Consider the following 12,976-nt stretch of genomic DNA (forward strand, 5'->3'; position numbering starts at 1 on the left):
GTTCTCAGCGTTCCAAAAATCTTTGACGCGATTTTCGCGGTCTAAAGCTGCTTCTTTCGTGTTAACACTGCGCATTTCTTCCACCTCTTACCCTTTTATTTTTTATATAAATGAATGAACTATTATTGCTGCAGGTGCGGATGTCCCTGGGCAGTCGCCTGCACACTTAATACAAAAAATCCGCCCCTGCTTTTTAAATTAAAAACAGGGACGGATTGGATCCGCGGTACCACCCATATTCCGTGCAATGATGCACGGCACTTGGTTCACATAACGGATAACGGCCGTCAACCGGTTCTCCCTACTCTTCAACATTTCAGCAGAACTTCTCGGAGATGATCTTCAGCTCTATACGGTCATCGCTTTTCACCGGCCAGCGACTCTCTACAGACTCAGGAATAAAGCCTACTCTTCTCGTCAACGAAAATATACGTAGTTTCTCCATATCATATTACGAAATCGTTTGGATGTCAAAATTTCTTTTGCCTCCATCTTTTCCTTTTTTAAAGAAATATATACGCAGATCATTCATCACGTTGATAGTGGATATGTTTGCACTAATTGGAGACTCGTTACACTATTTGAGACGATGTTTGCAACAATTCAGAGACTCCTTGCACCAATTTGATTCTGCGATCAACTTTGATTTGAAACTCATATTATCGCTTATCACATTTTGCCACTACAATAATAGTAAAAGGAGGCGGAAACCATGTCAGATGAAATGAAACGCCAAGTACAGACAAATTTCTCAAAGAATAAAGAAGCTTATGTCACAAGCTCCACTCATAAAAATCAGGGGGATTTAGATTTAATAAACGAATGGCTGCAGCCGGAACAGAGATGGACCGTTTTAGACATCGCTACAGGAGGCGGTCATGTAGCAAAATCGCTTAGCCCGCTAGTGAGAAGTGTCTTTGCTACGGACTTGACGAAAGACATGCTTCAAAATACAGCAAAGCATTTACGTGCACTTTCAAACATTCATTTTGTTGTCGCCGATGCCGAAGAGCTGCCATTTCTGGATGAGAGTTTTGATGCGGTCACGTGTCGGATTGCTCCCCACCATTTCCCTTCTCCGGAATCATTCATTACTGAAGTGGAACGTGTTTTGAAGCCTGGAGGAATTTTTTTGATGATTGATAATGTTGCCCCTGAAGATGAGGATCTCGATAATTTTTACAATACGTTTGAAAAGATGAGGGATTGTAGCCACGTCCGAGCTTTAATGGTATCTGAATGGAAGCGGCTTTTACATGGCGCCACTCTTTCAATAGAACAAGAGCTTACCAGAAAAAAGACTCTTCCTTTCCCCGATTGGGTTAAAAGGACTTTGGATAACGATCAAGAACGCAAAGATGTTGAACGCTATTTTCAGAATGCTGAAGAGAAAGCTTTTTCTTATTTTTCCATCCAAAAAGAGAATAACAGAATTCAATCCTTCTCTATTGATGAATGGATGGTTAAATGTATAAAAGAAACATAATAAGAGTATAAAAAACCCCTCACATTGGAAAAATAAGTTAGGTATAGATGAAATTTCATGTGAGGTGTGTACATATTATGGATGTTGTTGTCATGGCCAGGGCTTTGTTCGGTACGTCTTTAGGCTTTCATATCATTTACGCTACTTTAGGCGTCGGTCTTCCAGTCATGATCATCATTGCTGAAGTCCTCTACTTAATTAAAAAAGATTCTGATTATGCTTTAATGGCAAGACGATGGACGAAAGGGTTTGCGATTTTACTTGCCGTTTCTATTGCATCGGGAACAATCGTAGGCGTGTTGATTTCGCTTTTATTCCCGAATTTCATGGAAATTGTCGGCCAGGTCATCGCTCTTCCTTTCCAAATGGAGATTTTCGCATTTTTAATTGAAGCCGTTTTTATGTCGATCTATTTATATGCAGCTGACCGTCTTCCTCCTTCACTCAGGATTGTCAGCATTATATCTGTCGCTCTCGGAGCAACGGCTTCCGCGATTTTAATTACAGATGTGCATGCCTGGATGAATACCCCTGCAGGATTCAATATCACTCCTAATGGAGACATAACTGATGTTGATGTATGGGCTGCATTTTTCAATCCAAGCTTCGGAGTCACAGCCATTCATGTGACCTTATCTGCCTATATGACCGTCTCATTCTTGATTGCCTCGATCGCTGCCCTTAGATTAATGAGAAGTAAAATTTCAACCGCCGAACGTAACTATCATAAAAAAGCGTTGATGATCGCTTTATATTTTGGTGCGCTCACTTCCCTTGCAACGGCTATCAACGGTCACGAAACAGCGCAAATGCTGCATGAATACAATCCGAGAAAACTCGCAGCAGCCGAAGGTCTTTTTGAAACGACAAGATATGCCCCGTTATCTATTGGCGGCTACACCTCTCTTGAGGATCAGCGCGTAAAATATGCCATTGAAGTTCCAAATGGCCTTAGTTTTCTAGCTGGCGACCGTTTTGATACGGAAGTTCTGGGATTAAACGAATGGCCGGAAGAGCTGTGGCCTCCTTTATACGTCCACGTCCTCTTCAACGTCATGGTTGGTATTGGATCTGTTCTCATCCTTATCGCATTTTTAGCTCTCTTCTGGAAGCATGTGTTGAAAAAAGAATTTCCCAGTTGGCTGCTCGCGGTGCTTGTTGTTAGTGGTCCTCTTGGACTGATTGCGATAGAAACCGGCTGGTGTTTCAGTTGTATAGGAAGGCAGCCGTGGACGATTACAGATGTACTTAGAACTGGCGAAGCAGCAACAAAATCAAACAGTGTCAACGTTTTGTTTTACTTGTTTTTAACCTTGTATGTGACTCTATTGTTCGTTACAGGGTTTATCTTGAGACATTACTTTAAACGGAACCCTGTAAGCAATGATTTATCAGCCAAGGGATCTTCGTAGAAAGGAGTTGACGACATATGGAAGCTTACACACTAGCAATCACGATATTATGGAGCTTGCTTTTCGTCTATGCTATTCTTGGTTCTCTTGACTTCGGCGCAGGGTTCTGGGGGATGATTTACGGCAGAACCAGTCGGACGACTGCATCTCAAATCGCCAACCGCTTTTTGTCTCCTACTTGGGAAATAACGAACGTATTTTTAGTTATATTCGTCGTATCCGTTGTCACATTTTTTCCTTTTGCAACAGAACTTTTAGGCAGCATTTTGCTCGTTCCAGTAGCTCTTGGCCTTCTTCTATTGACGATACGAACGACATTCATGGTGTTCGAACACCATGCCCAAAGGTTTCGAGAGCTTTTACGTGTGACTTCAGGGTTCACAGGTTTATTGATTCCAGCTCTGCTGGTCAGTATCCTGCCGATTACTTTAGGCGGATTTGTTGAGTATGAGAACGAGTACCCTCGTCTGCATTATGGCGAGCTTCTCACTCATCCAACTCTTTACATGCATATTGCGTTCGGACTAACAACGGAGCTATTCATCTCATCCGTTTTCTTGATGGATTACGCCAAAGAAGCTGAAGACTGGAGTGCGTATCACACGTTTCGAAAGCATGCAATTTGGCTTGGACCGGTTTCGATTGCCGTTGCGGTGCTGACGATCGGCACATTCCCTGTGGAGGCACAGTGGATTGTTGAAAATATCCAGGCAAACTGGCTGTGGTTTGGCATTTCCATCGTGTTCTTTCTGATCGGATATGGATTTTTATTTGTGAAAAAGTCTGACGGAACCCGAGGAAGAGCACGCTTCGCTGTCATATTGATCATTTTGCAGTATGCGGTCGCGATTTACGCTTATGGGTCGGCTCATTTGCCTTATCTCGTTTACCCGGTATTAACCGTAGAAGGTGGATTTACGAACCCATCTTTGTTTTACAACATGCTTATTATTTATGGAATTGGATTCGGAATCTTAATCCCTGCATTTATCCTGTTTTGGCGCCTCTTCCTAAAAGACCGCCGCTACTTAAAACAAGAATAATTGAATAATTGGTATAAACTGTAAGACCTGAGGATCCAATTTTTGGATCCTCAGGTCTTACAGTTTTATCCATGTTTTTGTTTTCAGAAATATAAAATCCGGGTACATGGTAGTATCTGAACGGGATTGAAGGAGTGACAATATGCAGGAACTAACGACCCAATACCTGGAAGACGCCATTGAAGACAGCAAACCCTATGCTTCAGCAGGAAATGTAAATATGAACATTCCTAATTTTGATGAAACGATGAAGGACCGACTCGGCGTTTCCATCATTACTACCGATCAGGATTGTTACACTGCCGGTGATTTCAAAGAATATGTACCGATGCAAAGCACCTCCAAAATTATCGGGCTTATGCTCGCCCTTCAAGACTTCGGCAAGGACCGCGTCTTTCAAAATGTAGGCATGGAACCAATGGGAGACTTTTTCAATTCCATCAGCCAGCTTGAATCCTATGACACGAGCAAACCATTCAACCCGATGATCAATGCGGGAGCTATTGCGATTGCCGCTTTAATAAAAGGACAAAGTGTGGAAAACCGCTTCAACCGTTACATGAATTTCCTTAAAGAAATCACGAATCGCGAAGACCTTCAAATGAGCGAGACAGTATATGAAGGGGAAAAAGCGAATAGCGCAAGGAACCGTTCTCTTGCTTATTTCATGCAGAGTACGGGCACTCTCGTCACAGATGTTGAAGAAGCACTCGATCTTTATTTCCGGATGAATTCCGTCATGATGTGCTGTGAAGATTTTGCACGGGTCGGGCTTTTTTTAGCATGCGGAGGGCGCTCTCCGAAAAACGGAGAAAGATTGATCCCCCCACACCATTTACGCACGGTTAAAGCAATTATGATGACATCCGGGATGTACAATTCTTCCGGCCATTATGCAGTTGAAGCAGGTATTCCTTGTAAAAGCGGAGTATCCGGAAGCATTATCGCTGCGATTCCAGGCCGCATGGGGATTGGCGTAGTTGGACCCGCTATCGATGAAAAAGGAAATTCAACCGCTGGAGGGGCTTTAATTAAGAAGCTGTCCCAGGATTTAAATTTAAATATGTTTGGGATCGAATAACTATTATCAGGGGGGAGATCATGACTTTTGACTATTCAATAGATTTTAAACATACGAACTTTCGCAAGAATCCTGAAAGATACCGTGTGGGACGAGGCGAGCAAGGCGTTCTGCTAGTAGAGCCTTATAAAAGTGAAATTCTCGAGCACTGGCGTTTCAAGACACCCGAAATTGCTCAGGAATCCTCCGACAAAATTTATCAGATGTTCCTTGATTACCAAAAGAAAGATGATTTCGTAGGTATGGATATGGCGAGAAAATTTCTTCAGATGGGCTATACACGTTCACGCCGCTATGCTAACTACAAAGGCGGTAAGAAATATGACGACAACGGAGACATTAATGAAAGAGACATTGATGAAGAAAAAGCAAAATCTGCAGAGATTTTCGAACAAAAATGGATCAAAGTCAGAGAAGATGAAGAGTATTTAAAAAAGAAAAAAGCTCATCAAAAAAAGTACGGATAAGATTGACAAATCGCTCCTTCAAACGTACGATACTATTAATCCGACAAGGTGAATCGGGATTATCTACGGAAGGAGCGATTGTCTTGAAAATCCCACTCCTATCCTTGAGCTTAGGATTGATGCTTACCTCATGGGTTCTAGGAATTTATTTCATCTCCTTTCTCTACTCCCCTACGATTATTATCCCTCTTTTTGATCAATTTTTGTGGATGAGTGAAACGAAAGGTTTGTTAGGTTTGACTACGCTATTCACTTTATTCACGTTACCCTTGATCGGCTTTTTGTTTAAAACACGTCACCTTCTAAAAAAAAGGAAAATTCGTTACACGATGCTTTTTAGTAATTATGTAGTTTGGCTTGCTATCATTGCCTCTCAATTGAAAATCACCGCTTATAACTTAGGGATTTGCCACTGAATTTGCCAGTTGCCACCCTTGAACAAAATAAAAAAGGAATTTCCTCTCTTTTATCGAACTTCAACAACATAAGGGAAGGTAAGTAATGGAATTCAAATCTTTTTACGAAATGTTTAAAGAACGCGCAAGCCAGCAAGATCTCGAATTTCTGAAAGAAACAATATCCGAAAAGTTACTCGCAAGAGAGATTCGCCAGGGAGAAGTTGTCGACTATTCTTATGCAGAGTCAATCGAAGGCTGGAAGCAAGCGTTCAATCTTTTTGAAGACAAAAAGATGACATGGATCTACACCGACCATAGCCTTACAAAGCTGAAAGATGATGAATGGCTTGCTGCCTTTTTTATATCCATTGAGCTGGAAACTCTTACCCTCCTCCAACCTCTTCTTCAATACATATAAAAAAGAGAACGGAACTTGGCGTCTTATCCGAACGTACATTGAAGCAGGCATTAATAATCCAGAACCCATCAGTCTAAATGCAAAATAAAGGAGAAAAACCGCTCAAATGATTGGGCGGTTTTTCTATGCACTGGCGGAATGGATAAATAAGAGATTTGGCCAATAGGCTGTCGCTTTCTCTCTCCCCTTTTAACATCCCCCTCTAAAGACGGATTTTTCAAAAAATTCTTTCTGTTCTATTGTCAAATGAGATTGAGTAGTGTACATTAGGGAGAAAGAATTTCCCAATTCAATAACTGAATCCATTTCTTATCAAGAGAGGCAGAGGGACTGGCCCTGTGAAGCCTCAGCAACCACTGGTATATCCAGTAAGGTGCTACGTCCAGCAAGTTGTAACCCAACTTGGAAGATGAGAAGAAGATCCGAACGTTAAAGTCTTCTTCTTAAGAAGGCTTTTTTTATTTTTCAACTATATGTTTTCAAAAGGAGAATGACGATGAACACCCCTCATAAAGATACAAAATTTGTGCAAACCGGAAATCGAAACGAGGACCCTACAGGAGCCATCAACCCTCCCGTTTATTTTTCAACCCCTTATCGACATAAAGGAATTGGTGAATCCACGGGCTTTGATTACTCAAGAACAGGAAACCCTACCCGCCAAATTTTAGAGCGATCGATTGCGGATATTGAAGAAGGAAAAGCTGGTTTTGCCTTCAGTTCAGGAATGGCAGCCATCCAAACAGCCCTTTCCCTCTTCAAACATGGAGATGAAATCCTCGTTTCAGAAGACTTGTATGGAGGAACCTTCCGCTTGTTTGAACACATTACAGAACAGTCTGGAGTTGTTTTCCATTATTGTGACAGCCAAAATTTATCGGCACTCGAGGACTTCATCACCCCAAATACAAAAGCTGTCTATATTGAAACACCTACAAATCCTCTGATGCATGTGGCGGATATTCCAGAAATTGCTCGCTTTGCGAAACAACATCAGCTGCTCCTACTTGTCGATAACACGTTGTACACACCTCTTCTTCAGCAGCCTTTAAAAGAAGGGGCCGATATCGTCATTCACAGTGCAACGAAATATTTAGGAGGACATAACGATGTATTAGCTGGCGTGCTTGTAGCCAAAGATGAAGGAATTTGTGAGAAGCTCGCCTTTCACCAAAACACTTCAGGTGCGGTATTATCCCCTTTTGACTGTTGGTTGTTAATGAGAGGGATGAAAACTTTGCCGCTTAGAATGAGACAGCACGAGGCAAACGCCAAAGCCATCGTTAAATATTTGGAAAATCACGAGGCGGTCGCAGATGTTCTATACCCTGGCCAAGGCGGTATGATCTCGTTCCGTTTACAAGAGGAAGCATGGGTCAATCCATTTCTCAGCCACCTTGATGTTATCAGCTTTGCTGAAAGTCTCGGAGGTGTGGAAAGTTTTATTACCTACCCAGCTACACAAACGCACGCGGATATTCCAGAAGAAACACGGACGCGATACGGAGTATGTAATCGATTATTACGCTTTTCCGTAGGAGTTGAACATATTGATGACTTGATTCAAGACCTCGATCAAACACTTGCTACATTAAAAAAGGAGGAGACGATAAAATGACGGATTATTCCTTGCAGACACGCTTGCTTCATAGTGATTACAAGTTCGATGAACATACAGGTGCTGTCAGTGTCCCTATTCAACAGGCATCTACCTACCATCAGAGCGACTTCGACCAACCTGGGAAATACGACTACAGTCGTTCAGGGAACCCGACAAGAGAAGCTTTAGAGGATACAATCTCTAGTCTTGAAGGGGGGACAAAAGGGTTCGCTTTCGCTTCAGGCATGGCAGCGATCTCTACATCCTTTATGCTGTTATCTCAAGGAGATCATGTTGTAATTTCCGAAGATGTGTACGGAGGAACTTTCCGTATCCTAAACGACGTCCTGCACAGGTTTGGAATCGATCACACATTTGTCGACATGACCGATTTGCACTCTGTTGCAACGGCAATTCGTCCGAATACGAAACTTTTATATATCGAAACGCCTTCCAACCCGCTGTTAAAAATTACGGATATCCAAGCGGTCGCAAAACTTGCGAAGGCGAATGACTGTTTGACCTTTGTTGATAACACGTTTATGACGCCAGCTCTTCAACAGCCGTTAGAGCTGGGGGCCGATTTAGTCCTTCATAGTGCGACTAAATTCATTGCCGGCCATAGTGATGTAGTAGCGGGTCTTGCCGTGACAAATAATGATGAAGTTGCTGAAAAACTATCATTCTTACAAAATTCCTTCGGATCTATTCTTGGGGCACACGATTCTTGGCTCGTGTTACGGGGACTGAAAACGCTCCATTGCCGATTGAATCAATCCGCACAGTCCGCTTTTACAATTGCGAACTTTTTAACGAAGCATCCGCTTGTAGAGGAAGTCTATTATCCTGGTTTCACGGCTCACCCTGGCTATTTCACTCATACGTATCAAAGCAAAGGGGCCGGTGCCGTCCTTTCTTTCCGCTTGAAAGATGAGCAGGCTGTACGGCAGCTGACGAAGCATATGCAAATCCCCGTCTATGCGGTCAGTCTTGGAGCGGTGGAATCGATCCTCTCCTATCCTGCCCGTATGTCTCACGCATCTATGCCTCCAGAGGAGCGTAGAAAACGAGGGATCACAGATGGGTTGCTTCGGTTATCTGTGGGGCTCGAGAATCCAGAAGATCTGATTGAGGATTTCAAACAGGCATTTCAAAATTTTGAACAACAGCCTAAGGTTGCCGATTGGGGGCTTACACGTGAAGCTAAATGAAGCCTTACAGAAACAAACACTAATTGGTGACGGAGCGATGGGGACACTCCTCTATTCGTACGGAATCGACCATTGTTTTGAAGAGTTAAATCTTTCTCACCCGGAAGAAGTATTAAATGTTCATAAAGCTTACGTGCAAGCCGGTGCCGATGTGATCCAAACGAACACGTACGGAGCGAACTACGTCAAGCTGCAACGGTACGGTCTCGAAGATCAAGTGAAGGAAATTAACACAGCGGCCATCCAGTTAGCTAAACAAGCGGCTCATTCAAGCGCCTATGTTGTAGGTACATTAGGAGGCATTCGAGGGATCCAGAAACAGGCTGTATCCCTTGATGAGATTAAACGCAGCTTCCGGGAACAACTTTATTGTTTTTTATTCGAAGAGGTAGATGGCTTACTACTCGAAACGTATTACGATTTAGAGGAGATTTTGACAGTCCTTGAGATTGCCAGAAAAGAAACAGACATCCCGATCATTGCTCAAGTCTCCATGCATGAACCAGGCGTACTGCAGGATGGTACTTCATTAACAGATGCATTGAAGCAGCTGGAAGACAAAGGGGCTTCCGTTGTTGGTGTGAATTGCCGCCTCGGTCCTTATCATATGATCCAGGCGCTGGAGGAAGTTCCGCTTCCAGAGAAAGCCGTCTTATCTGCCTACCCGAACGCAAGTCTGCCAGGTTTCCAGGATGGCAGACTTGTTTATTCAACAGAACCTGGCTACTTTCAAAAAAGTGCTCAAGCTTTATATGAACAAGGCGCACGTTTAATCGGCGGATGCTGCGGAACAACCCCTGAGCATATCGAAGCTATTGCGGCTAAAGTGAAGGGCAAAAAGCCAATTGTAGAAAAAGAGGTCCCTGTGCAACAACCGGCAGCAATCGAAGTCGCGGAAAGGGAAAACCGAAACCCTCACCTTCACGAGCTCGCCACACAAGGGCGGTCCATCATCGTAGAACTTGACCCGCCCAAACGTCTGAACACAGACCGTTTTCTGGAAGGAGCAAAGGCTTTGCAAGAGGCTGGCGTCGATTCTGTTACTCTGGCAGATAACTCGCTCGCCTCACCAAGGATCAGCAACTCGGCCATGGCTTCGATCATTCAATCAAGATATGGAATTAATCCTCTAGTGCATATTGCCTGTCGTGACCGTAATCTAGTAGGCTTGCAATCTCATTTGATGGGCTTGCATACACTCGGCATCACAGAAGTACTCGCCGTGACTGGAGACCCGACGAAAATCGGTGATTTCCCCGGAGCGACTTCTGTTTATGATTTATCGTCATTTGATTTGATCCATTACATTAAGCAATTGAATAAAGGCATTTCTTTTTCAGGAAAATCGCTTGGTCAATCCACATCTTTCTCCGTGGCGGCAGCGTTTAACCCAAACGTGAGGAACTTGAACAGAGCAGTCAAGCGTCTGGAAAGAAAATTGTCCTATGGGGCCGATTATTTCATAAGCCAGCCTGTATTCAATCAAGAGCAAATCATTGAAGTCTATGAAGCTACCAAGCACATATCCGCACCGATTTATATAGGAATCATGCCTTTGACGAGCTTACGAAATGCAGAATTTCTGCATAACGAAGTGCCTGGAATGTCCCTTTCCCCTGAAATTCTTGAACGAATGGAGAACGTAAGCACTGATCGTGACAAAGCACAGGCAGAAGGAATCGCGATTGCCAAATCATTAATCGATACGGCACTGGACTTATTCAACGGGATTTATTTGATCACTCCGTTCCTGCGTTATGAAATGACAGTAGAATTGACGCAGTATATTCAGGAACAGACGAAGGAACGCCAAGAAAGGAAGGTTACTGATGGGATCCACATTATTTGAAAAACAACTAGCTAAGAAAATACTCGTCTTAGATGGAGCGATGGGAACGATGCTTCAGCAAGCCGACCTTTCTCCAGAGGACTTCGGGGGAGAAGCTTATGATGGCTGTAATGAATATTTAAATCTTACTTACCCCTCCCTTTTGGATTCTATCCATGCTCATTATTTGGAAGCTGGAGCCGATATTATAGAAACCAACACGTTCGGAGCGACAGATCTCGTTTTGGACGAGTACGACCTCGGATATTTAGCTGAGGAAATCAACATAAAAGCGGCACAGATTGCAAAAGAAGCAGCCAGCCGCTACACGACTCCTGAGCAGCCCCGGTTTGTAGCAGGAGCGATGGGGCCAACGACAAAAACCTTATCCGTCACTGGCGGAACGACGTTTGAGGAACTGACAAAATCTTACGAACAACAAGCACGAGGACTAATTAAAGGAGGGGTCGATCTCCTTCTATTAGAAACTTCACAGGACATGTTGAATGTGAAGGCAGCTTTTCTGGGCATCACAAGTGCGAAGGAAGCTTTGAATGAAGACCCTCCCCTAATGATTTCTGGTACGATCGAACCGATGGGAACAACTTTAGCAGGACAAAATATTGAAGCCTTTTACTTATCGCTTGAACATATGAACCCAATCGTCGTCGGATTGAACTGTGCTACAGGTCCTGAGTTCATGCGCGATCACTTACGATCTTTATCGGACTTAGCCACGACGAACGTCAGCTGTTATCCGAATGCCGGCCTTCCTGATGAGGAAGGGAATTATCATGAAACACCTGAATCCCTGGCTACAAAGGTTGCAGGCTTTGCTGAAAAAGGCTGGGTTAACGTAGTTGGCGGATGCTGTGGAACAACCCCTGATCACATTAAAGCCATTGCTGAAGCTGTACGCCCTTTAAGGCCACGAACAGCTCCAACATCTCACCCCCACGCCGTGTCAGGGATCGAGCCGTTTATTTATGATGATCAGGACAGTCGCCCAATTTTAGTCGGGGAACGGACGAACGTCATCGGGTCCAGGAAGTTCAAAAGGTTGATTGCTGAAGAGAAATTCGAAGAAGCATCCGAGGTTGCTCGCGCTCAAGTGAAAAAAGGTGCCCAGGTCATTGACATATGTTTAGCCGACCCTGATCGTGAAGAAGACGCAGATATGGAAGCTTTTATGAAACATGTCGTAAATAAAGTGAAAGTTCCACTTGTCATTGATTCAACGGATGTAAAAGTTATTGAGAAGGCGCTCACTTATTCACAAGGAAAGGTCATTATTAATTCGATTAACTTAGAAGATGGTGAAGACCGGTTCAAAGAAGTACTTCCATTGGTTCACAAATACGGAGCCGCTGTTGTAGTAGGGACGATCGATGAAACAGGGATGGCCGTCACTGCTGAAAGAAAGCTTGAAATTGCAAAGCGGTCACATGATATTCTGGTCGAAGAATATGGCCTCCACCAATCTGACATCATCTTTGATCCCCTCGTTTTCCCAATTGGAACGGGTGATGCCCAGTACATCGGATCGGCCGCTGAAACGATTGAAGGTATCAGGCTGATTAAACAGCACCTTCCTGCATGCCAGACGGTGCTTGGCATCAGCAATGTGTCATTCGGACTGCCGCCTGTCGGAAGAGAAGTATTAAATGCTGTGTATTTGTATCACTGCACAAAAGCTGGACTGGACTATGCGATTGTTAATACGGAGAAGTTGGAACGCTACGCTTCTATTGATAAAGAAGAAATTGATCAAGCCGACGATCTGCTGTTCAACACGACAGATGAAACCCTGGCCAGCTTCACGGCTTTTTATCGAGGAAAGAAAAAAGAAGTCAAAGTTCCAACTGAAACAATGACATTGGAAGAACGTCTAGCCCATTATGTTGTCGAAGGAACGAAGGAAGGTCTCCTCCCTGACCTGGAGGAAGCTTTACAAAAGTTTGAAACTCCTCTGCAAGTCATCAATGGACCGTTGATGGACGGGATGGCAGAAGTCGGCCGCCTTTTCAATGAT

Annotated in this window: 11 protein-coding genes, 1 riboswitch and 1 other annotated feature; all 11 genes read left to right on the top strand. The window is 43.7% G+C overall.

Going from position 1 to position 12,976, the window contains the following annotated elements:
- Positions 1-203: 203 nt before the first annotated feature.
- Positions 204-430 (bottom strand) — a binding site (T-box leader).
- A 282-nt stretch (positions 431-712) separates the two neighbouring features.
- On the top strand, positions 713-1,486 hold the full coding sequence (locus LD39_RS06745; RefSeq protein WP_035544367.1) for a class I SAM-dependent methyltransferase: 774 nt from the start codon (positions 713-715) through the stop codon (positions 1,484-1,486).
- 77 nt (positions 1,487-1,563) lie between these two features.
- Entirely contained in the window at positions 1,564-2,898 is a 1,335-nt protein-coding gene (locus tag LD39_RS06750) for a cytochrome ubiquinol oxidase subunit I (RefSeq protein ID WP_035544369.1), read from the top strand.
- A 17-nt stretch (positions 2,899-2,915) separates the two neighbouring features.
- Positions 2,916-3,941 carry a cytochrome d ubiquinol oxidase subunit II gene (locus LD39_RS06755; protein WP_035544371.1) on the top strand — a complete coding sequence of 342 codons (1,026 nt, stop codon included), beginning with the start codon at positions 2,916-2,918 and terminating at the stop codon, positions 3,939-3,941.
- 142 nt (positions 3,942-4,083) lie between these two features.
- Positions 4,084-5,022 carry a glutaminase A gene (glsA, locus tag LD39_RS06760; RefSeq protein WP_035544373.1) on the top strand — a complete coding sequence of 313 codons (939 nt, stop codon included), beginning with the start codon at positions 4,084-4,086 and terminating at the stop codon, positions 5,020-5,022.
- Positions 5,023-5,042: 20 nt separating this feature from the next.
- Complete coding sequence (locus LD39_RS06765; RefSeq protein ID WP_035544374.1) at positions 5,043-5,489, top strand: DUF4385 domain-containing protein; 447 nt, start codon at positions 5,043-5,045, stop codon at positions 5,487-5,489.
- An 83-nt stretch (positions 5,490-5,572) separates the two neighbouring features.
- Positions 5,573-5,905: a hypothetical protein gene (locus LD39_RS06770; protein WP_035544376.1), complete on the top strand. Its 333-nt coding sequence runs from the start codon at positions 5,573-5,575 to the stop codon at positions 5,903-5,905.
- A gap of 85 nt (positions 5,906-5,990) precedes the next feature.
- Positions 5,991-6,305 carry a hypothetical protein gene (locus LD39_RS06775; protein WP_035544377.1) on the top strand — a complete coding sequence of 105 codons (315 nt, stop codon included), beginning with the start codon at positions 5,991-5,993 and terminating at the stop codon, positions 6,303-6,305.
- A gap of 306 nt (positions 6,306-6,611) precedes the next feature.
- A riboswitch (SAM riboswitch) is annotated at positions 6,612-6,721 on the top strand.
- An 80-nt stretch (positions 6,722-6,801) separates the two neighbouring features.
- On the top strand, positions 6,802-7,923 hold the full coding sequence (locus tag LD39_RS06780; RefSeq protein WP_035544380.1) for a methionine biosynthesis PLP-dependent protein: 1,122 nt from the start codon (positions 6,802-6,804) through the stop codon (positions 7,921-7,923).
- Positions 7,920-9,116 carry a cystathionine beta-lyase gene (gene metC / locus LD39_RS06785; RefSeq protein ID WP_035544381.1) on the top strand — a complete coding sequence of 399 codons (1,197 nt, stop codon included), beginning with the start codon at positions 7,920-7,922 and terminating at the stop codon, positions 9,114-9,116. The genes LD39_RS06780 and metC overlap by 4 nt, the downstream gene beginning before the upstream one ends.
- Positions 9,103-10,965 (top strand): bifunctional homocysteine S-methyltransferase/methylenetetrahydrofolate reductase, encoded by a 1,863-nt coding sequence (locus LD39_RS06790; RefSeq protein WP_035544383.1) that lies wholly within the window; start codon positions 9,103-9,105, stop codon positions 10,963-10,965. The genes metC and LD39_RS06790 overlap by 14 nt, the downstream gene beginning before the upstream one ends.
- A partial coding sequence (locus tag LD39_RS06795) for a homocysteine S-methyltransferase family protein (protein ID WP_035544384.1) occupies positions 10,946-12,976 on the top strand: 2,031 nt, incomplete at its 3' end. The genes LD39_RS06790 and LD39_RS06795, both read left to right, overlap by 20 nt.

The sequence above is a fragment of the Halobacillus sp. BBL2006 genome (assembly GCF_000786645.1).
Classification (GTDB): Bacteria; Bacillota; Bacilli; order Bacillales; family Halobacillaceae; genus Halobacillus.

Coding starts and splice junctions, on each gene's coding strand:
- LD39_RS06745 (WP_035544367.1), top strand. CDS start 713: ATGTCAGATGAAATGAAACGCCAAGTACAGACAAATTTCTCAAAGAAT.
- LD39_RS06750 (WP_035544369.1), top strand. CDS start 1,564: ATGGATGTTGTTGTCATGGCCAGGGCTTTGTTCGGTACGTCTTTAGGC.
- LD39_RS06755 (WP_035544371.1), top strand. CDS start 2,916: ATGGAAGCTTACACACTAGCAATCACGATATTATGGAGCTTGCTTTTC.
- glsA (WP_035544373.1), top strand. CDS start 4,084: ATGCAGGAACTAACGACCCAATACCTGGAAGACGCCATTGAAGACAGC.
- LD39_RS06765 (WP_035544374.1), top strand. CDS start 5,043: ATGACTTTTGACTATTCAATAGATTTTAAACATACGAACTTTCGCAAG.
- LD39_RS06775 (WP_035544377.1), top strand. CDS start 5,991: ATGGAATTCAAATCTTTTTACGAAATGTTTAAAGAACGCGCAAGCCAG.
- LD39_RS06780 (WP_035544380.1), top strand. CDS start 6,802: ATGAACACCCCTCATAAAGATACAAAATTTGTGCAAACCGGAAATCGA.
- metC (WP_035544381.1), top strand. CDS start 7,920: ATGACGGATTATTCCTTGCAGACACGCTTGCTTCATAGTGATTACAAG.